Source organism: Spiroplasma endosymbiont of Polydrusus formosus, assembly GCF_964263245.1.
Classification (GTDB): Bacteria; Bacillota_I; Bacilli_A; order Mycoplasmatales; family Mycoplasmataceae; genus Spiroplasma.
In genome coordinates, this window is sequence record NZ_OZ181656.1 from 708,641 (window position 1) to 733,859 (window position 25,219).

A 25,219-nucleotide genomic window follows, 5' to 3' on the forward strand; every position below is an offset into this window, starting at 1 on the left:
TTATATGACAATAAAATAACAAAAATATAACAAATATACATCATAATTTAGAAAAAAATAATTAATGAAATTAAACAAAAAAGTTGTTGAATAGCAGCAAAACAATATAATCTAAATGCAAATATAATAAAATATTGATGAGCAAATCATAAAAAAACAAACAACCATAAATGATCTAAAATATCTTTTACCAAAAGAGTTTTATAATATTATAAAACAAGGTATGAGTTACTAAAAAAGCTCCATGACTTTTACAATTAAACAAACTAATAATTGTCTCTTTTATTTAACAAAATTGTCGTTAATATTCAATAAAATTATTACTAGAAATAACAGGGTTAAAACGTAGTTATTGAGATAAATATAAAAATTATGACAGTAGAAAAAAAGGAATTATGTAAAATGAAGTGCAACAAATATTATTAATTAAATAATAAAACAAAAATTATAAAAAATCAATTATAAACTCTCAAAAATTAAAATATTTATAATTTTTATTTTATTTTAAACACATTTAAGCACACTGAAAATAATTTATTAAATTATTTTTTAAATAAACTTATCTAAAATTCTCTAAAAATACCTCTTTTGCTGTTCTTCAATTAAAAACAGGCCTTAATTTTCCATTTATAACTTTTTCAACTACTCAGTTTATTTTTTGTTGACTAACATTATTAAAATCAGTTCCCTTAGGATATCATTATCTAAGTTCATAATTAATATATTCAATTAATGGTTTTTGTTGTGGTAAACCCGGGTCGCAAAAATAAACTTGTGTTTCAGCAAATATTTCTAATTATCTTCATTTACTAAATTATTTGCCCCTATCGGTTATTATTCCTTTAATTTTCCCAATTAAATTATTACTTATAACAATATCTTTAAACTTTTCTACAACTTCATTAGCAGTATGATTTTTAAATTTCATTACAAAGTATTTTTTGCTTGATTTCTTTACTAAAACTAAACAACTTAGATTTATAGTTTTTCCAACCACCGTATTCATTTCAAAAAATCCAACATCACTATCTTTATTTTCGATATATTATATTGATCTAAATATTTCATCTAATTTCCTGCGATTATTAGGTCTTTCTTTGTTCTATTTCTTCTTCCGCTATTAATTAAACTTTACTTTAACAAACCAAAAAGACCCAAATAAATTCATCTATAAAATTTTTTAAGACATGCAGGAAATTTAATACCAAACTTTATAAAATAACGATGAATAAGTTGTGATGGAGAATCACGATAAACATTAAATCTTCTATTAATAAAATTTAATTGTTTTTTGTAAACTTATATCTTTTATTATTCTTTTTTCTTTTCTCATAATACATTTTGTCTGACTTATAAGCACTATATTCATCAATAGTTTTAAAACGCTTAATTTCTCGCAAAATAGTACTACGATATCTGTTCAAACATTTAGCAATCTGTGAAAATATTTATTTCACCATTCTTTTTTAAAAATAATTTTGATAATAATAATTATTCCAATTTAACCTTATCAATAAAACTTAAATGACTATACATAACATTTATATACCTTTCATTAATTTATAAATTTAATATTAAAATTATTTAATACATTATTGATATATGATAAAATTAATTATAGAATTCAAGTAATTTTAATAAAAGGAGAAATAAAATATGAAAAAATGACTTAGCGTTTTAGGAACAATCGGATTAACAGCAACAAGTACAACCACATTAATTAGTTGTCAAAAACCAAATAACAATGAAAACGGGTAATAAACCCGAGCCACCATATAATCCACACAACAACCACCAAAAAATAGTAGTTGAAAAGTAATTAACTTGTTGCAAATTATCAACACTTTTTCTAATTTATTAATAATTTCAAATTGTATTAAAATACTTAGCAAAAAAATAAGAGAAATTAGTTAATTCTTTTAAAAATTGTTTTTGTCAACATCATAAAACTTATCAATGTTATGTTGTTTAGCATAAGTATCTCAATTTTTATATAAGTCCATAAATTTATCACTAGGTTTATCAAATGAAATTCCCGTTTAATAACTATCTTTTAAAAAATCTAAATATCATTTATTGTTATAAGTTAATGATTTTGATGTTTTTAAAGTAGAGTTAATAAAGTAATTTTTTTATGATCAATTTTCAAAAAAACTACTGCGTAAAAACGTTGTATTAATAAAATCAGTTTCATTCATTCCGATTTTGTTTGTTTATTAACAATATAATTATGATGATGTAATGGTTTAAATGCTGTTAAAGTAATAAAAGAAATAATTAAATCTAAAATGCCTAAAATAGATATAGCAAATAAAGAAAATGACTTACGCATTATTCTTTACCACCCTTAACTATATCTTTATTAATTTTTTTATTAATTCATAATATTAAATCAATAATTCCAGCAGCTGTTAAAATTCAAAAAATCATATATAACAATATACATAATTGAAGAAACTGAACCAAATTTACTCAAAAACAATTGAAATTATTTAATATCAATATAAAGAAAAGGTACAAACATTCCCAAACTAATTACTAAAAAATATAATAATATTTTTCATCATTTTTCTTTTAAAAACTTTAAAATTTTACTTTTCATAAATTCAACTCCTAACTATACAATTTTTTGAAAAAATAAACCCAACTATATATAAATTTGATATTGTTAACATTAAATGATGACTAAATAAAATTGCCATTTTACAAATAAAAAAAGTAAAAAAGTATCTTAGTTATATAAATCCATAATAATATTTTTTGCTGATGTCAACTGATTAATAATAACTGTAATAAAATCAGTACAAAAAATAACTATCGCTGCTACCAATAAAACTAATTTAATCATATAAAATCAACTCTTTACTTATTTTTTTATTCTTTTAGTAGTATGAATTCCTTCAAACCCTTGTTCTCTTGTTTTTGCTTGTCTTGCTAAACATGATAACTGTGTTGTTGTTTATTGTGACTAACATTGTGCGCAGATTATAACTTTAAATTGTTTATACGCTCTTTAATATGTCATGTAAACCTTTTCCAGTACTATAAAACATTACGAACAGTAGCACACAACAACCCCTCCGTATTTTTTTATAGTTATAGTGTATAAGTTAGTTTATATAATTAAAGAACTATTAATAACACCGCTTTTAACTGTTGAACATAAATCGTTATAATTAGTTGATTTTCCGTGAATAGCATAAATTGATAACTTAATAATCATAAAAAAGATTAAAAAATAAGCAATCGTTATATTTGTCATTGGTAATTTAGTATTTCAAATAACATCAAAAATAAACAAAAATACATCAAAAATAAAACTAAAAATCTTATCTCAATTATTACTTTATGATAATAAATTAATCGTCTTTACCACTTCCTTTTTCTTTTTTAGGTTTTAAATTTTTTTCAAAATATCAATATCAAACAATTCTAAACGTTCTTTAACACTCAATTTAGTAATTTCTGACCAATAATATTCTTTATAATTAACTATTTCATCATTTTTAAAATCACGCACAAACTTTAATCATTGACTATCATATTTCTGAGCAAATTCTAACAGAATAATTATTTTAAAAAACCGAATTTCTAACCCAACATCCGACTTATGTTTTGCTCTTTGCCTTCTGCTGTTCGTTCTGCTGATTTTGTTTTTCAAATTTCATAATCTGTAATATATTAAAAAATACCAATTCGAACAACAAAACTACGATTAAAAATATTACCTAATTTTGATTTAACAGTTTTTTTAATGAAATAGGAATAATAATACCACTTGCTAAATGACTAATATTATTTCACATCATGCCCTTACGCTGAACAGTAAAAATCGCTCTATTTTTAAAATGTCTTGCTAAAACAACTCACGGTATCTTACCACTGTGATTTTTCTAATCGTTGAGACTAGTTCCATCAATATATAAATAACTTTCATCAAATAATATTAAACTATCATTGGGTGATACCAATTTAGTTCTATCAGTAAAATCTAAATTATTAAAAGTTAAAAGTTTTATTACATTATCTTCAATTAGATAATTACTATAAATTCTTTTTGTTAAAAGTTTCATAACTTGTGATAAATAAGTTAAAAATAAATTTTTTCCCGTTCCTAATTTACCAATAATTACCGATAATGGATTATCTCAAACAAAATTAACTAACTGAAAAGCATTTAACTGATAATAAATAATTTTTCAAATTAATCAGACAAAATATACACATTGTAAAGCAAATAATAATAAAAATACTAAACCAGTATAATTTAAAGAAATTATTCAAAGTAATAAATCAATTAAACTAAACAAAATCATTGAGCCACTAATATAACAAAAATATATTAGAAAAAATACAAACTTTTTCATTACTTAAAATAGTTGGTATTTTAAAAAGTATTCACAACAAAAACCACGTTAAAAACAAAATTACAATTAATACACCAACAATCATAGTTAAATATTCATTTTGTGTTAAATTTCAAGTTGTAATATTTTCAATATTTGTTTTATCTATAAACAAAAAGATATGAATAAAAAACTATTTTAATTTTTCTCAATCATTTTGCATTTTTAAAAAATCCACATTTTTTGAATAAGTTTAAAAAATATTCCAAAAAATAAAACTATAAATAATATAAATGATATAACATATAAAAATTTAAGAGCATTTAAACCAAAAATATAACTAACAAATTAAAATCAATAATTATATAAAATCATTTAATTTAAACTTTCTAAATCATTAATTAATTGTTGTACTTTTTAATCACTTCAATTTATTAAATTATTATTGTTATTTGTTTTTACTTTTTTTGGTTTATTTTGAAATAATGCTTTGTGCATATGAGTAAAATAATTTTGTTTATATTGATTATACAAATTAATCAATTCTGTTCCAGTCAAATACTTTCAAATATGTCGTTTTAAATTTTCATCATATTTTATAATAGGATAATAATTATCATAAATCAAACCGATTGCTACTTGATCATAGTGTTTTTGACTAAGATAAATAAACTTATTACTTAATAAAAAACCAATATAGCGATTATGATTAGGTAAATTTATAAAACTTGCTTTATCATTTACAAAAACTATTAACTCTTTACAAATAAAATAATTTACTATATTCTCATTTTTATTATAAAAATTACTCAATTTTATCAACTCCTTTATTACAATTTATGCAATAAAATTCATTAAATCGTAATCTTTCATATCATTAAAACAAGTTTCGCATTTATATTCAAAATAATTAATCATTATTTATCATCTCCTAACTAAATATAAATATTTGTTTAATAAACAATGTTATTAACAATGTTAAATATATAAAATAGTAAAAATTGGCACACTGAAAAATACTATTTAATTTATAACTAATAGTTATTAAAATATAAAATTAATAATTTATAATTAAGTCGATATTTTTGCACTACATACTGCCTACAAATTTTAAAAAGAAAGTAGATATATTTATAAAGAATATTATAAAAATTTATTTACAAAAACTATTATTATGACCTTTAATAGAAATATTATTATTTTTATTAAATCCTACTTTAAAACAATTGCTTCATTACTAATTTTAGTAATAACTTATAAACAGTGTGTAATACAAAAATAAACAACAAAATTAATTTAATTACATTGTAAAACTAGTGTGCCTTAACTAATACAAATAATCAGTTATAATAAATACTAAAATCCTTTAACCGTAACACGGAAAAATTTAATATTTTAACAACAACAAAAATACCGAATGGAATTAAAATAATTCACGCATCACCTAAAAAGGTCATTAATTGTGGCAATACAACATAAATTGCTTCTTTAATTTTTCCCATATCATTGGCTTGTGTCCTAAACCACTTCAAATAGAAACCCATTCAATCTGAAATAGTATGCCGTATCTGCTGCTAAAAAATTAACTGCTGTTGTTAAATAAATACCTAACATTATTTCTTATTATCCTTATTTTCAATTTATTTTTTATCTTTTTTCTTTCCTTGAATTTGACGGATTTTTTGATAAATTGATAAACCAATTAAAGCAAAAATACCCAATATAATAACAACACTAAATATTGTAGTTAATCAAACTGGCATAACTTAATTCCTCCTAAAAATATAATTTTGCGGCACGCGGAGCGTGCTCGCTACGCTCAAAATAAACTATATATTGAATAAATTACCGCATAATTTATTAGCGGTAATTTATTCATCTTCTTTTACATTATTAATTACCATATTATTTACAGTATTAATAATACTATCTTTTCCATACTTAATTACTAAGAACCGCAAAATAAAATAATGTTTCTTTCAATAAAAAATCAACTTTGAAAGGAGTTGATTTTTTGCACTTCACTTACACGATGCCTTTTCAAGAAGTTGCTAATATATCAAACGCTAAACTTAAAAAATCTTTACAATAACTATCTTCAAAAGAACTTTTTATATAAATGTTTAATTTTTAATATAATTACTTATAAAATGGATATTAATCAATTGGATATAACTGATTATTGTTTTTTATTAATAAATAAACTATTAATTAAATAATCAGCAATCACCAACGATTCTTTATTTGCTAATAATATAATAAAATGAGGTCCTGTTTTTTACCCACTAAAGTTTGCAAGGTTAAATGTAACCCCGCAAAAAGCCGCTAATTGCATTAAAAACCATCGCGCCGTAGAATCAATCAATAACAATCACACTGATCCATGCCATGCTTCACTCATCACAAATGTTATTTTAGATATTAGGTTGCTAGTGCTGCTTTGTGGTTTTCATCGTCAATATGGACAATTTAATTATTTGATGTTTTTGTAAAATTTTATGTAACACTGCAACATTATGATAAATATCAACCGCTGTTAATTGAGAATAATTTGGATTTGATTCAATAATTTGTAAAGCTTGTTGACCAATATTGCCATAAGCACAAAAAATAATAATATTTCGCATCATTAATTATTGTTTTAAGGCTACATTAGAAATAATAAACATTACAAAAAATACCAATGAAAACGAATCCAAACGATCTAAAACCCCGCCGTGACCAGGTAATAAATTACTAAAATCTTTAATATAATAACGTCGTTTAATTCATGAGAATGATAAATCCCCTAATTGTGATAAAATACTCAACACAATTGCTAATAAAACATAGATTACATATCGCATAACATTTTTGTCATTATCATTTGAAAAAAAGTTAAAAACTCAATGTTGACTATTCGAATCAAAATGAAACATTAAGATAGCATAAGTAGTCGCTACTCCAGCGGCAAAAAAAGTTCCCATAACCGCCCCTTCTCACGTTTTATTTGGAGATATCATTGGGGCTAATTTATGTTTTCCATAAATAACTCCCCCCACAAAAGCAAAGGTATCAGTTAAAATAATAATTAAGACTAATCAAACAACACTACTTAAACCATAAGCCGGATTTAACATAAATTTATTCATTGCTTTGAAGGCAAAAGTTAAATACAAGGTAAAAATTAAAAATAAAGTCATTTTACCATAGGTAATATCTTTTGAACTAAATACTAAACAGTAATACACTAAAATGGTACATAAATAAATAACAAAAATAATTCATGGTTTTAATCAAATGAAGTTCAGGGAGATATAAAACGGGTAATTAATTGCCTCAATGTCCCCATATTCATCTGCCACTAACTCAGCTGGAAATAAAAATAAAAAAATCATTAATAAGTAAGTGATAACTTGAATATAAATTGGTCACTTTGTCCCGCCAACTAACCGTAAAATTTCATAGTTAACTAACCCTAAAATAACAACATTAATAATAATAAAAACATAATTAGCAATTTCAATATGCGGTGTTTTTGTTCAACCATGTCATTCTGTTGTAATTACACCAATAAATAAATATAATATTAAAAAAACTAATAAAGCATAAAAGGTAATGTGACGAACAACATATTTTTTTTGAAAAATGCCTTTGTGGTATTTTGTTTTGTCTGGCTTATTTAATCCATTATTAGTTCCTTCTGACATTTCTTTTTCATCAACAAACACATTATTATTTTGATTTTTTATCACTTTCAATTCCTCCAAATCTTCTGTTTCTATTATTATAATCCAATATTGCCGAAGTAAAAGCATTTTCATTAAATTATGGTCAAAAGTCTTTTGTAAAATATAATTAAGCATAACGACTTTGTAATAATAAGAAATTACTTAACCATTGTTCAATACCGCAACTAATCATTAAATAAACATTAGGGAAGTTTTTAGTTATATAAATAATGAAATAATGTTTTGTTTCATCAATAGTTGTTAATTGCGCGGGTGGTATTTGCTTAATTGCAATTAATAATTCTTCAATTACCTAATAATCAAAGACAAAGGTTATGACTATTCCATTATTATCTTTTGTTTTCAGAACATCATTATCAATTGTGGTTAATGTTTTTTAAGCGGCATTTTGTCCGTTGACCAATATTGATTTAAAACAATTTTTTCATTCTTAAAATTATTGATTTATTTATTATTTAATAAGTGCTCGAGCATTGCAATTAAATAGTTAAGTAACTTCCCTTATTGTACGTTTTCAATTATCATTTGAAAAAAATATATAGTCAAATACTTAACTCCCGTTGCGTTTACTTTTAGCGCAGCATCTTTAAAATTCACTTTGCTCCTTATTAGTATCAGACGTTCGTTCTAAACCTTGTGATGAGTGGCTTAACGAGACAATTTCCATCTAAAATAATTGCTGTAATGCTGGGAAGAATAAATTATTCGGTTGGTGATATCTTATTTTAATAAACATTTATCCATTAAAATAAAAAATAGCTGAGGAAAGATAAATTTATTTTTTTAATTAATTAAATTATATCATAAAGTTAATAACTTACAACACAAAAAATAATAATTCACAAATTATTTAATAAATATTTATTTAATTGTTTTACAACTCAGGAATTAATAAATACGCTTTGTTTGATGTTAATAATTATGAACAAAAAGTTATCAGCGCATTTAATGCTAATCGTAAAATTTATGGATATTGTAAAATTAAAGCTTTTTAAATCAGAAAAATATTATCTTATCGCGAAAAAATTCACCAAATTATGATTAAAGATTAGTTAGTATCTAAATACACCAAATTAAAATATCGTAATCATAAGTTGGTGGTTAATAACAACGAAATTAGCAATGTTTTAAACTGTTAATTTAAAAATAATAAACAAACCCACAATGAAGTTGTTGTTAATGATTTAACATATGTTCAAGGTGGTGCTAAATGATATTATCTTTGTTTGTTAATTAACTTGTTTAATCGTGAAATAATTGGCTATAGTTCTCGAACAAATAAAACAATACAACTAGTGCAAGAAACCTTCTATTCAATTACAAGACCATTAAAACAAATTACGTTATTTCATACTGACTGGAGTAATAAATTTAAAAATAAAATAATTGATAATATCTTAAGTACTTTTAACACCAAACGATCATTAAGCAATAAAAAGAAGACTATCTTTATGATAATGCTGGGGCTGAAACAATTTACAAAAGTTTTAAAAAATAATTTGTAAAGAGGCAAAAATTTATAAATTTAATACAAAACTATTAAATTTTTTTTAAAATAAATTGTATTGAACGTTTATTTTATTGATGCTATAATTATATCAAATAAAGTGCTTACACTTCATAGTACAATTTACAATATGAATAAACTGACAACAATCGTCTCTTGATGATTATTGTCAACTGTTAATTCATTAAAATTCTTATTCATTTTTAGTCACTATCCTTTGTTTGTTGATGAAAATTAGGCGCGGCTTGATTCTTTCCCATCAACTAAATAAAGTTGAAACAATATAATTACTTAACTTCCCTTTAATAAACAATGGTACTTGTAATTATAAGCCAGTTTTTAACACTGCTTTTTTCATGGCTCCTGAACTCGTATCTTTTTAAACTGCTGCTTCGGATTCGGTAATTACTAAATCCGCCGCCTTATATGATAAAATAATTTCTAACTTCACCCTCATATTAAAACATTAATCCGGGACAATCGTAAATATTTTACACTAATTATCTTCTTCCTTTTCTATTTTTATTTTTTTAATTATATTTTAATTTTAACTAAAAAATTATTAAAATTAAAAAAAGGGAAAATTATTTTTAACTAAAATTTTTCCCAAACTGAAATAAAAAATAATTTAAAACGGAATAATATTTTCATCGCGGTAGCGTTTTGATGTTGGTAAAGTTTTAATAATAACACTATTTGCTGTTTTACTAATCGCAAAGTGGCGAGATGAGAAATAAAATGTTGGATTTAACACAGCAAAGTAAGCCATCATTTCATCAACGGGTAAAGTTAGCATTTTCTCCACATAATTAAATTTAATTGTATTTAATACTAGTGGGGCTGTTTTATATAACGTTGTTGAAATAATCTCTGTTTCATTAGTAAAATGACGACTATTACTATTAGCAATGATTTTGACTCATAATAAAGGCGTTTTTTCACCACCATTAGCTTACCCCTACGGGTTGCCATGATAAGTCTGTTCAACTAATAGGTATTAAATATTGATTATAATAAATAAATTTTAATTCCCCACTGTCAACTTCGCCCCGATATTCATTTGTTTCTAAAGCATCGTAAATTGCGTCTTGAAACATTGTTTCTGTTACGGTTTTTGTTGGCGTTTCGGTTTCAAAAAATGGAACTAAAAATAATTCACTTTTAAATAACGCTAAGGAAATTTTTGTGCGATCACTTGTTTCTCAGCTAATACAACTTACAGAATTAATTGGAAGGATAACAGCCGTTAAAGATGTCAAAAATATTAACAACTTTTTAATTTTAATAATCCTCCCTAAATGCAGAATAGTCTGTTTGAATTATTGCTAATTGTTGTACATAACGGCTTTCAATAATTTGTTGTTCTTGTGCTGTTAGTAAATAAGGATTTAAAACTATTCCTCAGTGTTTATATTTTGAACTTCCATAACCAATAGTAATTTTTGTACGCGGAGTAACATAGGAAATCCGAATTTGATATGATCCATTAGGAACATAGACAGGAATAAACATAAAATTAGTATAAATCGCATTAAACTCAGCGGTTGCAAAACTTTTGTAACGGTCAGCTAACCGCGATGGTTCAGTAATATGATCACCCTCAATAATTTTGTTTGTATAATCTTTAAAAAAATTATAAAATCCTTCTATTGATGTTGTATTTTTTAATAAATCCCAGTAAGGATTATTTAATTTGTCTTTAATTGTGGCATAATCGGGAGCAACATTATTTGTTAATTTTAAATCGCTAAAAATACGAGAAGTTCCAAAGTAATATTGTAAATCACCACCTAATGAAAAAGTATGCAAATAAGTATAAGGGTCAGCATAATCTGGTGATCATCCCCCTATTAACATATCTCAATCAGCTTTTTTTCGACGAGTTTCATATTCGGTTCCGTCCACTGTAACATCGGCAATAATTTTAATAACATTATTTTTAGTATTAAAGTCATCAATCATATTTAATAAAAATTTATTATAAGTTAATGTTCCGTCTCCATTCATTAAAAAGCGTAATTCAACTTGCGGTGAACCAATATTTGTTTGTAATCAATTCCGAATATCATTCAAAATATTATCATCATTTTTTAATAAATCTTTACTTTGATATAATACATCAACACCATCTTTCAATAACTGACTAGCCATAATTACATCACCACCTAAAAATTGATTTGCATATACTTCTTCAACATATGTAGCATAATCAATAATCCCATTATAAACAAAATAGCGGGCCGTATAAACATTCCGTAAAAATTTCGACGTTGGTGAATCATCTAAGGCTTCAGAATAATATTTAACAAATTTACTACGATCCAAATGCGTTGATAAATATTTTCGAATTTTATCATATTGTAATGCTTTACTAGCATTTAATGCTTGTTGAGCGCGACTTGAATTTAAATTTAAGATATCACCATTCGCATAATTATAAATTATCGTATAAGTTATTGGATCAGGGTTAATAATACTTGATGCACCACTAAAAATTGGATTAGCCGGGTTTGAACCAACATATTTGTTTCAACCATTGCTATCGGTTGGTTCAACAAGAAAATCATTAATATCCCCTGATTCAAATAACATTCGTTCGCGAGAAGCGTCATTATTTGCTAAATAAGTATAATTTAATTTATCAATATATGTTAATTTAGCATGGCGATAAGCCGGGTTTTTTCGTAATAAGATTTGTGAAGCAGAACTATATTTTTCAACCAAATAAGCCCCTGAATATCAAATATTTTTATAATTTGTCCCATAATTATAACCTTGCAATAAAGGCTTTTCTGGTAAGGGAGCGAAAGCTAAATAAGTCATTAAGGTATCAAAATATTCGGTTGATTTTGTTAATTTAATTATAATTTCATCATCAGTCGCATTAATTGTCATTCCTAATTTCGCTCAAATTGGATCATTATAATAATCTGTTTGATATTTTCCCGCTTGAAAATAATCTCATATTTCTTGAGCCCCACTAATAAACGAACACCATATTCCTGCTGTTTCGGATAAATTTTTGGGAAAAAGAACAAATTTTGCTGTATTAATCATATCATTTGCTTTAATTTGACGTTGAAAATTCCCTTGATAATCAAATCATTTTGCTTGTGGTGAAACTTTATATTTTCATTCACTTTGATCAACATTAGGAATTCCAACATATTTTGATGATTTATCACTTTGCTCAGCAAGATCACCAAAACTACGATTAAATTTATCAGTTGCTACTAATGTTCCAACTAAATCAGCTAAAATTTTATTATCTTCAGCTTGGATTGTTGTAGCACTTGATCATGTTGTTAAAGGATATTTAAAAATAGAACGAAAAACGTTATCTGTAATTAAACGACTAGCTAACAAGTCTAAACTAATCCCACACGAAACAACCATTGGAGCAATTGTTGCTATGGTTATAAAACCAGCAAAAAGTGCTAATTTATTTCATATCATCGTTACTCTTCCTTTCTACTAACTACTGCTGCAATTTTTGCTTTCGCGGCAGCAATTTCTCGCGAATTACCAAATAAATAATGTCCTGTTTTAATTTCTGTAAACTCTGGTAAATCAAATAAATAATCCCAACATTCCTTTTCTGGCTCATAAATAAAACGGGCTTTTTCTTTCTCATAATTTAGATTAGGTAATGGAATTGATGATAGTAAAGCTCGCGTATATGGATGTAATGGGTTAGTAAACAATTCCTCCGTCTGAGCCAATTCAACTAGTTGGCCATGATAAATAACAGCAATTCGATCAGCAATAAAGCGAACAACAGATAAATCATGCGCCACAAAAATATAAGTTAAATTATATTCCTGTTGAAATTTCTTTAATAAGTTTAATACTTGCGCTCGAATTGAAACATCTAACGCCGATATTGGTTCATCAGCAATAATTAATTGTGGTTTCATAATTAATGCTCGTGCAATCCCAATCCGTTGTCGTTGGCCCCCTGAAAACTCATGTGAATAACGCGATAAATGTTCTGGCAATAAACCAACTTCTTTTAACATATTTAAAATTAAAAAATGTTTAACATTCCGATCTTTAATATGTTTTAAGGTTAATGGTTTTTCATTTTTCCCTAAATTACCATTATAATAAGTTAAATACAACTGCCGCGCTTCATCATTTTGATATAACTCAGGAAAATTAGTTAATCCCTCTCCAATAATTTCTTCAACAGAAATTCGATCATTTAATGATGAGGACGGGTCTTGAAAAATCATTTGAATTTTTTTCTTTTGTAAACGGTTTTCACGTCTTGTTGGCAATTTAAACAACTCCGCGTTTTTAACAATTTCATCAATTAATGGTAAATCTAATAAATCTAATAAACGATTAGACGCTACAATATCTGTTGTTGATGATTTATATTTTTTACCAATTCAAGCATAATATAATTTAATTGTTGCTGGGTCCCGAAAAACACCATGTCGTGCTAAATACGATAAATCGGCAATTACTGCCTGTTGTTCTTTTGTTTTATATTGTTTAAGGAATGTTACTAACATATCTTTTCATCCACAAGCTGGTAAAGCAGTTATCTTTATTTTAAGGTTAGCTGCATTTGCTAATTCCGTTAAAACCGCAATCTTTTCTTTTGTCGCAATCTTCGTTTTTAATACACTTGTTTGATAGGCTGTTTGAATAGTCATAATTGTTTTAGCATTGCCTTGGGGATCTAATTCTAATTTTTGTAATTGTTTTAAATATCCTTTTTCAAAATCAGTTTTAAAAACGTTAAAACGTTTATTATAAACAAAAATATACTTTTTTCGTTTTCCTTTTGGCACAAAAAGAATAAAAGCTGTTCTTTGATTTTTATTTAAAAAATTAATATCATCTAATAATTTAGCATGAATTGATAATAATTTTGCTAATTGATCAAAAGAAACATCAAAATATTTTTGAGCTTGTTTTAAAACAAAATTTTGTTTTAAAACAGTCCGCTCTTGTTCTAATTGCAACAGAACTTTATAAATTTGATGTCCTAATAAAATACTTCCCTCAATAATCTCAATATTTGCTCGCACACACGATTTAATTTCATCTTCTAAAGCGATTGATAAAAATGGAATTCATTCATGTAAATTATTAATAAAACGAAAAATTCGTTGATAACATTTTAACATATCTTTAAATAAAACTAAATTATTTTTATACATTTCCTTAACTAACATAAAATTATTATTATTATGATTAAAATTTAGTAAATTAACTTTACTTAAATCAAGGTCAGTTTTTACTAAATATTGCTTATTTAAATAAGGGATTAATTTTTTGGTACTAACAAGATATTTTTTATTTGCAAAATAACGATAATAACTAATTTTTAAATTATTAATATAATAACTTAAATGTTTATTTAACAAAATATTATTATTAAGGACTAATCGTAGTTTTTCATTAATATCTAAATTAATTTTGTATAAATGCGGTGGTTTTCCACGAATTAAGTGGCGATCAAGATAAATTGTTCCATCTTTAATTGGCTGTACCCCAGCAATGGCACGACCAATTGTTGTTTTACCACTCCCTGATTCACCAACAATACTAAAAATTTCGCCCCGATAAACATCAAAATCGGCGCTTTTAACAGCGTTTACTTTTTTACTTTTTTGACGAAATTGAATTAACAAATCGCGAACCATAATAAATTGTTCTTGTTCGTTCTTGCTCATCTTAATCGCCTACCTTTATATCATTCTTAATTTGTTCTAATTTTTGTAACTGTTTTGGTTTTGTAATTTTTGCTGCCCGCGGATCTAATAATCATGTTTTAGCGTAATGGGTATCAGTTACTTTAAACATTGGTGGTTCTAATAAATAATCAATTTTCATTGCATGTTGATTGCGTGAGGCAAATGGATCACCGCACACTTTAACATATAATGATGGTGGTGAACCTGGGATTGAATAAAGATCCTCCCCTTTTTGGCCAAATTGTGGCAAGGAAGACAATAACGCTCACGTGTACGGATGTTTTGGGTCAAAAAAGATTTCATTAACTGTCCCATATTCAATAATTTGACCAGCATACATCATCACAACCCGATCAGCAACATTAGCAACAACCCCTAAATCATGGGTAATAAAAATAACAGTAAATTTATATTCTTTTTGTAATAATTTTATTAAATCAAGAATTTGTGCTTGAATCGTAACATCTAACGCTGTTGTTGGTTCATCACAAATTAAAACCTTTGGTTTACACGCTAAAGCAATTGCAATAACAACCCGCTGACGCATTCCTCCTGAATACATTCCAAGAATATCATGATAACGTTTTTTTGCCTTTGGAATCCCAACTTTTTCTAATAATTCAATTGCGGTTTTCTTTGCCATTGCACGAGATAATTTTTGATGTTTTCGTAAAACTTCGGAAATTTGAAAACCAACCGATAATAATGGGTTTAAAGATGTCATTGGATCTTGAAAAATTGTGGCAATTGTGGGTCCCCGCAATTTACTAATTTGTTTTGCTGTTTTTAATTTATTAATAAATTCAAAATTTTTAATTAAATTTCATTCTTCACATAAATTCGCAAAATAAGTTTCATTCAATGGTTTTCCGGCTAGCATTAACTTATTCATTTTGTTAAAACGATAACGAACCCCATCGGTATAAGTTTTTTTAGTAAAATAAATGCTAATTTTACTAAATGCCGTTGGATCAGCAATAATTCCTTGTTCAAAATATTCTTTTAAAAATTGAATATTTTTACTTAATAACCTTTTTTCGTTCCAAGTTAATTTTTTAATTTTATTAATTTCATTATTATAATCAACAACCCGATTTTGTAGAAAATCAAGATTCTTTTGTTTTAGATCAAGATTTAATAACATTTCTTTATTTTTTTTTAATTCCTTTAATTGTACATTAAATTTTATCATTTTATTATTAATTCGATTTGAATAACTAAAACAAATTTGTTTTTTTAATGCTTTAATTTTATCTTGCAAATCAGTAATTGTTGCTTGTAGTTCGGTTAATTGTAAATTGTTAATTATTTTTATTTTGCGGGTTGTTTTTATAATTTGTTTTTTATTATATTTTATAATATTTTTTTGCAAACTATTGTCTAATAAAATTTTATGAAAATCAACTAAATGAATCGGTTTTCTAAAGTAAGCTAAATCATCAGATAAAATATTTTTAGATGGTGAATAAACAATTGAACCATTGCTAATTCAACCATTATTTTCTAACATATTAGTAAATGTTTTTGTCATAACTGACTTTCCACTCCCTGATTCACCAACAATTGCTAATGTTTCACCATCATAAATATCAAATGAAATATTGCGAATTGCAGTTAAAATATTGGCACGCGTTTTAAATTTTATTACTAATTTTTTAATTGAAATAACAATTTCTTTTCCCATAGGGAATATCTCCTTTAATACGTTAATTTTTATTTATAATTAATGATTTTTAGGATCTAATGAATCGGCAAATAATTTTCCAAAGATGAAAAATAACGTTGATGTTCCGGCAATAAAACAAATCGGAATAATTAATAAGTGTGGATAATCTTGTCATTTACTAGACGCTAATACTTCATTTAAAATGAATCCTAGGGTTGTATTTGCTCGTCCTTGAATAAAACCAAAGTTAAAGTAATTTAATGTTGAATCAATGGCGATTGACATTGGTACAGCAAATGAAGCTGTTTGAATAATTAATGGTAAAATACGAGGCATAATGTTTTTTGCCACAATTTTTGGCCCAGATGTTCCCAACATTTTTGATGCAAGATTATATTCGGTATTAAGAACTAAAATAATTTGTACCCGAATGATCTCTGCTAAAGTAATTCAACTAGTAAAGGATACGGCAAAAATAATGACGGGCATCGTCTTCCCTAAGACAAAAATAATAATTAATCATAAAATTAATGTTGGAACTAAATTTAAAAAGCGAGTAATTTCAATAAATAAAATATCAAATTTTTTATAAAATCCTCAAATTGAACCAACAATAACTCCTATTAAAATCTGAATTACGGAAATAATTAAGGTAAATAATAAGGTAGTCCGCATTCCAATTCAAATTTTATCTCAATAATTCTCACCATTCATTGCCAACCCAAATAAATAAGTTGCATTTGGGGCTAATGGTTGTTGATAATTGGGAATTGGTAAATCACCTGGTAACGGATTAGCAATTTTGCCAATTGGAACAATTGCCATTAATAAGATAATGGCAAGTAATAATAAACAAACAATAAATGTTTTTTTAGTAATTAAAATTTGACCAACTACTTTTCAATAACGGTATGATTTCGTTGAAATTTGTTCATTTTCCTCTAATTGAGGACCAACAATTTCAAATAAACTAGCATCTAAATTATTTATATCATAACTATGAAAATCAAGTAATTCTTCGTCTGTAACTATTTTCATCATTTTGCTCCTTTCTTTATTTTGTTAATTTTACACGGGGATCTAACACCGCCATAATAATATCCGCTAATAAACTAGTAACAACCCCTGAAGTGGCTGTTAATATAACATATCCCATTATCACAAATGAATCTTTGTTTCCAACACCAGAAACAATAAATTTACTCATTCCAGGAATTGCTCAATTTTGTTCGACAAAAATACTTGCACCAAAAATAGTTGTTACAAAAGCGGCGGGTAATAAACTAAAAATGCGAATTCCAGCATTTCGAAAAATGTGAACATAGAATATATAACGATCAGTCATTCCTTTTGATAAGGCAAATTTAGTGTAGTCCGCTGTCATTTCATCAATAACATACCGTCTTGTATTAATCACAATTGACGGCGTTACCATTATAAAAATCGCAAAAACTGGTCAAAACTTAGTATCAAAAGTCCCTGAATTAAATAAACCATGCGCATAGAAAACATTAATTGAGATTAAATAAACCCCCACCACTAAAGCAACTGGTGGTATTGCTAAAAAGATAATTGACCCCGCATTAATTGTATTATCAATCCCGCGTTCTTTATTTTTAGCCGAAATAATTCCCAACGGCACCCCTATTACATACGATAATAAAACCGCAATTGAACCAAATCCAAATGAATATGGAATTGCTCGGGCAAATATATCTGATACTAATTCCCCTGGTTGAGCTACTGCTGTCGAAAAAACAATTCCTAAATAAAATCAGGTTGTAATTTTTTTTCCCACTAATTCACCAGTAATTGGATCAAAAGCACTATTAACAATAATTGTTTTTTTAATAAACGGAATAATATTTCGTAAATATGTCCCTAACTGTGTTCAAATTGACCCATATACGCCAAAAAATTTCATTCTTTGCTCTAATAAACTATTATATTCTGGTGTCCTTGGTAAGATATTTAATTTATCAATATCAATATCTTTAATATAAATATCATCAGACGTTACTAATCGTAATAAAATAAAAATCACACAAATTGCTAATAATGAAGTAATAATGGCAAAAAAGATTCTTTTTAATGAATAACCGATTAATGGAAAACGTTCAAAAATTTCCCGACGATGATAATTAAAAATTGTCATTTTATATTTTATTTCAGAAAAAATTGATGTTTGTTTATTTGTTTTATGATAATCCAAGTTAACATTAAGAAATTTATTATTGTATTCCTTGATAGTATCAATATTATTATTAGAAATATCTTTCCTTTTTCTAATGCTTTTCATATATTTTTTCCCTCCTTAATTTAAGGAAAAATTAAATATCCCTTTTGTTAAATTTTAATAAAACAATGTACATAAAATAACTTATTCAAAATAATATGCTTAATTTAAATATAAAATATAATTTTATGTTATTAAATTATAATTTATTTTTTTGAAAAATACAATATAATTTAATAATAAAATATAATTTAATAATAAATTTTAAAAACATTAACACAGGGGCAACATGACAAAAAAGAAAAACATTTTTAAAGAATTACATCACTTAAAACAAGAAGAAAAACAAACTCATCAAAAAGAAGTAAATGAAATTGTTAATGAAACATATCATAATCAAACAACAAAATTAGAAACTTACCATAAACTAAAGAAAATTAATTGGTATCATTATTTAATTGCTATTTTAACTAGTGCTAGTTTAGTTGGAATTTGTTTTTTATTAGGAATTTTTTTCTTTAAAGATATTAAAAAAACAGAATGGGTTGTTGTTAGTTTTTTTATTGTAATCTTATTAATATGATTAATTCTTGGATGATATAAAAACAAGCAGGTCTCAGCATACTTTAATGATCATCGTCGTCGTTATCAACTTACTTTAACAGATGGGGAAGCAAAAATTAAAAAAACACGAAATATTTTATTAATTAATGCTGGAATATTATTAATTTGTTCACTAATTATCTTTTTTATTGTTTAATTTTTTAATAAAAACTTTTAATCAACTTTGAATTATATTACTACTATTAACTATTATATTTTAACTATTATATTATGATTGTTATATTATAATTATAAATATGATTGTAAATTTTATATTATTATTGTGAATTATGATTGTAAAATTATTTGTAATAATTTAAATTCACTATCATTAATATTTATTCCAAAAACAGAATGAGTAAAAACTGTAGAAAAAAGAATTAATACTAAAATTTATATCATAATATTTATATGCACTATAATTATAGTTGCGATGTAATCTCTTTTCCTAAATACTCGCATCATTAAATAATGTTTATTTTTAATCAAATTAATTTTAACAAATTTTCTTTTCTTAATATAATATACATATTTTTCAAATTTACTATTTAATGAATATGTTTCAATAAATTGAAACATATTCATGTGGATTTTCAAATAAAATATAATTATGAAGAAAGTAGAAATATAAAAATAGGAAGAAATTCATCGATATATGAATTTAAAAAACAAATTGTTTTACTTTATCAAAATGGCAAAACTATTCTTGAAATTTTTAAATAATATAAGGTGTCAAAATCAACTATATATCAGTTAATTGAAAAATTTCATAATTCTGGATTTTTTAAAGCAAAAAATAATCACACTGTTAAAGAAAATTAACTTTGATTGCCTTGCAAAAAGAATTAATCCAATTATAATGAAAAACAACCCTTTAAAGCAAGTAGTGCTGATAATTAATAAAAAAAATAGAAATTATTAACAATAATAAAGAAAAATATTCTGTGCGAAAAATTGGTCAAATAGGATCAAAATTAAAGATAGCAAAATCAATATATTACTATCAAATTAATAAATGTGGCTATTGTTGATGTTAATAATTATGAACAAAAAGTTATCAGCGCATTTAATGTTAATCGTAAAATTTATGGATCTTGTAAAATTAAAAAAGCTTTTTAATCATAAAGATATTATCTTATCGCGAAGAAAAATTCACCAAATTATGATTAAAAATTAGTTAGTATCTAAATGCACCAAATTAAAATATCGTAATCATAAGTTGGTGGTTAATAACAACGAAATTAGCAACGTTTTAAACCGTGAATTTAATTAATAAACAACCCAATGAAGTTGTTGTTAATGATTTAACATATGTTCAAGTTGGCGATAAATAACATTTGACATTATCCTTTGTTTGTTAATTGATTTGTTTAATTGTGAAATAATTAGCTATAGTGTCGAGACAAATAAAATAGTACAACTAGTGCAAGAAACCTTTTATTCAATTATAAGACCATTAAAACAAATTACGTTATTTCATACTGACTTGGGCAATGAATTTAAAAATAAAATAATTGATAATACCTTAAATATTTTTAACATCAAACAATCATTAAACAATAAAAGGGGGCTATCCTTATGATAATGCTGGGGCTGAAACAATTTACAAAAGTTTTAAAAAATAATTTGTCAAGAGGCAAAAATTTATAAATTTAACCCAATTAAAATACAAATTATTTGACTTTGTGCATTGATATAACAATATTTGAATTCATGGTAGTTTAAATTATTTAATACCTGTTGAATTTAGAAAACAACAGTCCATATAAAAAGTGTCTTAAAATTGGTTGTTAATCCATTTTAAATAAAAAGAAAATATCTTTGTTGGTTAATGCTTTAATATTTAGTAATAATATTTATATTTTAATTTAATTAGCTTAATTTGCCACCATTCACATCACTTCGGATGTGAATGGTTATAACAAAACTTTATATTTAGATAAAGTTTATCCCGTACGGAAACAAACCCAAAAAACACGTGCTCTAACATTTCGACAAGGGATTAATCTTGCTGAGAATTAAAGAAATAAATAGGAGTAAAATCCATTCGCTTTCACACTTTATTTAAAACTTCGTGTCATAGATGAGTTATCAATCTTTAAGCATTAAAATATTAAGTTTAAGAGTTGCATTATTTATCATATAATAAATACCTTTATTTGAAAGGATTTATGAAAATATCGTTTATTTTGTGTAAGGAAAACATAGTTTAATCTATTTTTATGATAAAAGTTCTAAATTTAGAGATACCATCCGATAAATAATACAAATAAATTTATGTTTTTTAATATAAAAATAAAAAAACACTTTATGAAAAATAAAGTGTTTTTTTATGTTTACAAATTTACATAACAAAAAAAGAAACGACATTTTGTCGTTTTGTCCTGTTATTTGTTTTGCACCGCCTCAATCCCTGGTAGTGGTTTACCTTCCATATATTCTAAACTAGCCCCACCACCAGTTGAAATATGGGTAAATTTATCTTTATAACCTAATTGAATTGCCGCTGCGGCAGAATCTCCCCCACCAATTAAAGTAAATGCCCCTTCTAATTCCGCGATTGCTTCACAAACTGCTTGAGTTCCAATTCGATAATTTTTAAATTCAAAAACTCCCATAGGACCATTCCAAGCCACTGTTTTTGCATCAGATAATTCTTTTTTAAATAATTCAATTGTTTTAGGCCCAATATCTAAACCTGTATAACCATCGTCAATATCAACGCCGATAGTAACTTTCGCTGGAACATCGGCAAATTCTAACGATTCTAAAGCATCAATTGGTAAAATAATTTTCCCTTTTCCTTTTGTTAAAAATTCTTTTGCAATCGACACTTTATCACTCTCTAACAATGAATTACCAATTTTGTGTCCTTGGGCAGCAAAAAATGTATAAGCCATACCCCCACCAATTAAAATCTTATCTGCTTTAATTAATAAATGCTCAATTACGCCAATTTTGTCAGAAACTTTCGCTCCCCCAATAATTGCCACAAATGGTTTAATCGGGTTATCAACCCCTTGTGATAACATTTTAACTTCTTTTTCAACTAAAAATCCTAAACATGATTCGGTGGTGTTGGCAGCAATCCCAACGTTTGAAGCGTGCGCACGGTGAACAGTTCCGAAGGCATCATTAACAAAAACACCCCCTAAACTTGCTCAATATTTTCCTAGCGCAGCATCATTTTTACTTTCTCGTTTTGCAATTGCTTTTCCATCACTATCAACACTAATTTGACCATTACTATTAATAATGTCCGCAAAACGGGTATTTTGGAATAAAATAACATCCTCATTGTGCATTTGATTAATCGCATCTTCTAATTCTTTTCCTTCAAAAGCATTAATAAATTTAACTGGTTGCCCTAATTTTTTTTCTAACACTTTTGCAACCGGGGCCATATCATATTTTTCTAAATCAGCTGATTTTTTTACTTTTCCTAAATGGGAAAATAAAATAACTTTTGCCTCTTGCCTTAACAGATATTTAATTGTTGGCAACGCGGCAACAATACGATTATCATCTGTTACTTGTCTATCTTTCATTGGAACATTAAAATCAACACGGACTAAAACTTTTTTTCCATTAACTTTAACATCTTTTAATTCTTTTTTGTTCGTCATAAATTCCTTATCACTTTCTTTTTATTAACCATATATCTTATCATAAGATTACCGTTTTAATTACAACTATCAAGATATTCTAAGGCAAACTGGGCTGCTTTAGCTCCATCACTAACAGCTGTTGCAATTTGCCGTAATGTTGTGTTAGTAACATCCCCAGCAGCGTACAATCCCGGGAGTGCTGTTAAACATTTATCATTAATAATGAAATAACCTTCTGGATCTAAGACCCCTAATTTGGCAGCAAAACCACTAGTTGGAATTGCCCCAATGTATGGGAAAATCGCACTCACTGTTAATTGTTCAATTTTCGCTGTCTTAACATTTTTAATAACAACTGTTGTGACACGCTTTTCGGACACATCCTTAATTTCGGTTATGACCGTATCAACAATCAAATTAATTTTGGGATTTTCTTTTACCTTCGCAACAATATTATTATCAACGCGGAACTTATCACGACGATGAATTAAAGTCACTTTATTAACAAACCGCGCTAAATAAAGTGATTCTTCAAACGCAGCATAACCACCACCAACAACAACGACACCTTTCCTTTTATATAAAGATCCATCACAAACGGCACAATATGAAACCCCGCGGCCTTCTAATTCTAATTCACCAGGCACGCATAATTTTCGTTCAACCGTTCCGGTTGCGACAATAACTGCTTTTGCCAATACTTCTTTTTTTGAAAACAGCTTTAATTTAAATAAATTATCTATTTTGGTAATGTTCATCACGCAATCGGCAAGATAAGGGATTTTAAATTTCTGAGTTTGTTGAAACATTTTTATTGCTAAATCATAACCTTGAATACTCTCAAAACCAGGATAGTTTTCAATTTCACTTGTCTTTGTTACTTTTCCACCAGGAGCACCTTTTTCAATCATTGCGATTTTTGCCATTGCGCGAGCCCCATAAATGGCTGCTGTCATCCCGCTGGGACCAGCCCCAATTACTAAAATATCATATATTCCATCATATATTTCATTAGTATTGTTTTTCATATAAAAATCCGCCTTTTCTTCGTTTTCTAACAACTATCCATTGGGCAAATAATATTAAAATAATGACAACAACAATCATTAAATTAAGAATAATATAGTCTAATGTTCGCATATTTTTTAAAAATAAATAATGGTCCTCTTGTTGTGTTTCTAAAAGTATCCAAATTAAATTATAACCAACAATGTACATTCCCGCTTTAACAATACAACGTAAAATCTTTAATTGATGTTGATTTTCTATTTTTTCTAATGAACGAACATCCACTGTAAAAATTTGTTTTAACCTTGCCCCACATATTTTCATTTATCTTTCATCGCTTGCTTTTTTTGTCATCTTATGTTTATTTTAAAAATAAACTCTATGTAATTTACTTACTGTGATAATTTAGTAACAATCGTTAGATCAAATTTTACATCATAATATCATTTTATATAATTTTGTCCAAACACCTTTTTGCGATAACTATCTAAAATCTGGTTCTTATTTTTAAGCCATCAAAATAATAACTATAATAAAATATTAACGGTAATGCAATCACAATTAAAATTCACAGTAAAATATTTGCAAATGATTCATATAAGAATATTAGTTGAAAATATTGAACATTAGCAAAATCAGTGGTATTGTGGACCCCGCGTTTCCATTTAAATCAATTGCCTAAATTTGATGAAAATGATAAATGATCGAGCGCCGGTGTTAGAACATATCATTTAAAAAGGTTGTCCCGAGTAAAATTTGACAATCACATTAAATGTTCCCGAGCAATTTGACTTCCTAAACAA

At 26.0% G+C, this 25,219-nt stretch carries 21 protein-coding genes and 4 pseudogenes; 5 read left to right on the plus strand and 20 right to left on the minus strand.

What is annotated here, in order from left to right:
- Positions 1 to 559: 559 nt before the first annotated feature.
- Positions 560 to 1,491, minus strand: a pseudogene (locus tag ACE38S_RS03770) (IS30 family transposase).
- Positions 1,492 to 1,656: 165 nt separating this feature from the next.
- On the opposite strand from ACE38S_RS03770, the gene ACE38S_RS03775 reads away from it, so the two are divergent.
- Positions 1,657 to 1,758 carry a lipoprotein gene (locus ACE38S_RS03775; RefSeq protein ID WP_374696466.1) on the plus strand — a complete coding sequence of 34 codons (102 nt, stop codon included), beginning with the start codon at positions 1,657 to 1,659 and terminating at the stop codon, positions 1,756 to 1,758.
- Between the two features lie 60 nt (positions 1,759 to 1,818).
- On the opposite strand, the pseudogene ACE38S_RS03780 reads toward ACE38S_RS03775, so the two are convergent.
- From ACE38S_RS03780 to ACE38S_RS03820, 9 genes and pseudogenes are all read right to left on the minus strand, one after another.
- A pseudogene (locus tag ACE38S_RS03780) lies at positions 1,819 to 2,332 on the minus strand (spiroplasma phage ORF1-like family protein); the annotation flags it as partial.
- A gap of 807 nt (positions 2,333 to 3,139) precedes the next feature.
- Positions 3,140 to 3,328, minus strand: a pseudogene (locus tag ACE38S_RS03785) (hypothetical protein); the annotation flags it as partial.
- 31 nt (positions 3,329 to 3,359) lie between these two features.
- Positions 3,360 to 4,367, minus strand: a pseudogene (locus ACE38S_RS03790) (hypothetical protein).
- Positions 4,324 to 4,533: a DUF2649 family protein gene (locus ACE38S_RS03795; RefSeq protein WP_374697130.1), complete on the minus strand. Its 210-nt coding sequence runs from the start codon at positions 4,531 to 4,533 to the stop codon at positions 4,324 to 4,326. The pseudogene ACE38S_RS03790 and the gene ACE38S_RS03795 overlap by 44 nt, the downstream one beginning before the upstream one ends.
- 230 nt (positions 4,534 to 4,763) lie before the next feature.
- Positions 4,764 to 5,159, minus strand: coding sequence for a DUF3627 domain-containing protein (locus ACE38S_RS03800; RefSeq protein WP_374696467.1), 396 nt, complete (start codon positions 5,157 to 5,159; stop codon positions 4,764 to 4,766).
- A 500-nt stretch (positions 5,160 to 5,659) separates the two neighbouring features.
- Complete coding sequence (locus ACE38S_RS03805; protein WP_374696468.1) at positions 5,660 to 5,878, minus strand: hypothetical protein; 219 nt, start codon at positions 5,876 to 5,878, stop codon at positions 5,660 to 5,662.
- Between the two features lie 108 nt (positions 5,879 to 5,986).
- The gene (locus ACE38S_RS03810; protein WP_374696469.1) at positions 5,987 to 6,109 is read right to left on the minus strand and encodes a hypothetical protein; all 123 of its coding nucleotides are present in this window, start codon (positions 6,107 to 6,109) and stop codon (positions 5,987 to 5,989) included.
- Between the two features lie 666 nt (positions 6,110 to 6,775).
- Positions 6,776 to 6,976, minus strand: coding sequence for a hypothetical protein (locus tag ACE38S_RS03815; protein ID WP_374696470.1), 201 nt, complete (start codon positions 6,974 to 6,976; stop codon positions 6,776 to 6,778).
- 3 nt (positions 6,977 to 6,979) lie between these two features.
- Positions 6,980 to 8,080: a phosphatidate cytidylyltransferase gene (locus tag ACE38S_RS03820; protein WP_374696471.1), complete on the minus strand. Its 1,101-nt coding sequence runs from the start codon at positions 8,078 to 8,080 to the stop codon at positions 6,980 to 6,982.
- An 866-nt stretch (positions 8,081 to 8,946) separates the two neighbouring features.
- Here ACE38S_RS03820 and ACE38S_RS03825 point away from each other — a divergent pair.
- Together ACE38S_RS03825 and ACE38S_RS03830 are read left to right on the plus strand one after the other, a co-directional pair.
- Positions 8,947 to 9,072 carry a hypothetical protein gene (locus ACE38S_RS03825; RefSeq protein ID WP_374696472.1) on the plus strand — a complete coding sequence of 42 codons (126 nt, stop codon included), beginning with the start codon at positions 8,947 to 8,949 and terminating at the stop codon, positions 9,070 to 9,072.
- 231 nt (positions 9,073 to 9,303) lie between these two features.
- The gene (locus ACE38S_RS03830) at positions 9,304 to 9,582 is read left to right on the plus strand and encodes a hypothetical protein (RefSeq protein ID WP_374696473.1); all 279 of its coding nucleotides are present in this window, start codon (positions 9,304 to 9,306) and stop codon (positions 9,580 to 9,582) included.
- 630 nt (positions 9,583 to 10,212) lie between these two features.
- Here the strand turns inward: ACE38S_RS03830 and ACE38S_RS03835 are convergent.
- The 7 genes from ACE38S_RS03835 to oppB all read right to left on the minus strand — a co-directional run bounded on the left by ACE38S_RS03835 (position 10,213) and on the right by oppB (position 19,260).
- On the minus strand, positions 10,213 to 10,389 hold the full coding sequence (locus ACE38S_RS03835; protein ID WP_374696474.1) for a hypothetical protein: 177 nt from the start codon (positions 10,387 to 10,389) through the stop codon (positions 10,213 to 10,215).
- Positions 10,390 to 10,531: 142 nt separating this feature from the next.
- On the minus strand, positions 10,532 to 10,855 hold the full coding sequence (locus ACE38S_RS03840; protein WP_374696475.1) for a hypothetical protein: 324 nt from the start codon (positions 10,853 to 10,855) through the stop codon (positions 10,532 to 10,534).
- A gap of 10 nt (positions 10,856 to 10,865) precedes the next feature.
- Positions 10,866 to 13,040, minus strand: a complete 2,175-nt coding sequence (locus ACE38S_RS03845; RefSeq protein ID WP_374696476.1) for an ABC transporter substrate-binding protein — start codon at positions 13,038 to 13,040, stop codon at positions 10,866 to 10,868.
- A 2-nt stretch (positions 13,041 to 13,042) separates the two neighbouring features.
- Positions 13,043 to 15,274 (minus strand): oligopeptide ABC transporter ATP-binding protein OppF, encoded by a 2,232-nt coding sequence (gene oppF / locus ACE38S_RS03850; RefSeq protein WP_374696477.1) that lies wholly within the window; start codon positions 15,272 to 15,274, stop codon positions 13,043 to 13,045.
- Between the two features lies 1 nt (position 15,275).
- The gene (oppD, locus tag ACE38S_RS03855; RefSeq protein ID WP_374696478.1) at positions 15,276 to 16,979 is read right to left on the minus strand and encodes an oligopeptide ABC transporter ATP-binding protein OppD; all 1,704 of its coding nucleotides are present in this window, start codon (positions 16,977 to 16,979) and stop codon (positions 15,276 to 15,278) included.
- 39 nt (positions 16,980 to 17,018) lie between these two features.
- A complete protein-coding gene (gene oppC, locus ACE38S_RS03860) occupies positions 17,019 to 17,999 on the minus strand; it encodes an oligopeptide ABC transporter permease OppC (RefSeq protein ID WP_374696479.1) in 981 nt (326 codons plus the stop codon).
- Positions 18,000 to 18,015: 16 nt separating this feature from the next.
- Complete coding sequence (gene oppB / locus ACE38S_RS03865) at positions 18,016 to 19,260, minus strand: oligopeptide ABC transporter permease OppB (protein ID WP_374696480.1); 1,245 nt, start codon at positions 19,258 to 19,260, stop codon at positions 18,016 to 18,018.
- A 226-nt stretch (positions 19,261 to 19,486) separates the two neighbouring features.
- Between oppB and ACE38S_RS03870 the strand changes: the two genes are divergently transcribed.
- The gene (locus ACE38S_RS03870) at positions 19,487 to 19,957 is read left to right on the plus strand and encodes a hypothetical protein (RefSeq protein WP_374696481.1); all 471 of its coding nucleotides are present in this window, start codon (positions 19,487 to 19,489) and stop codon (positions 19,955 to 19,957) included.
- Between the two features lie 1,197 nt (positions 19,958 to 21,154).
- Positions 21,155 to 21,385 (plus strand): hypothetical protein, encoded by a 231-nt coding sequence (locus ACE38S_RS03875; protein WP_374696482.1) that lies wholly within the window; start codon positions 21,155 to 21,157, stop codon positions 21,383 to 21,385.
- Between the two features lie 802 nt (positions 21,386 to 22,187).
- Here the strand turns inward: ACE38S_RS03875 and pgk are convergent.
- The 3 genes from pgk to ACE38S_RS03890 are packed head-to-tail and all read right to left on the minus strand — an operon-like array spanning position 22,188 to position 24,740.
- Positions 22,188 to 23,426, minus strand: coding sequence for a phosphoglycerate kinase (pgk, locus tag ACE38S_RS03880; RefSeq protein WP_374696483.1), 1,239 nt, complete (start codon positions 23,424 to 23,426; stop codon positions 22,188 to 22,190).
- Between the two features lie 56 nt (positions 23,427 to 23,482).
- The gene (locus ACE38S_RS03885) at positions 23,483 to 24,436 is read right to left on the minus strand and encodes an NAD(P)/FAD-dependent oxidoreductase (RefSeq protein WP_374696484.1); all 954 of its coding nucleotides are present in this window, start codon (positions 24,434 to 24,436) and stop codon (positions 23,483 to 23,485) included.
- On the minus strand, positions 24,420 to 24,740 hold the full coding sequence (locus ACE38S_RS03890; protein WP_374696485.1) for a hypothetical protein: 321 nt from the start codon (positions 24,738 to 24,740) through the stop codon (positions 24,420 to 24,422). The genes ACE38S_RS03885 and ACE38S_RS03890 overlap by 17 nt, the downstream gene beginning before the upstream one ends.
- Positions 24,741 to 25,219: the final 479 nt, after the last annotated feature.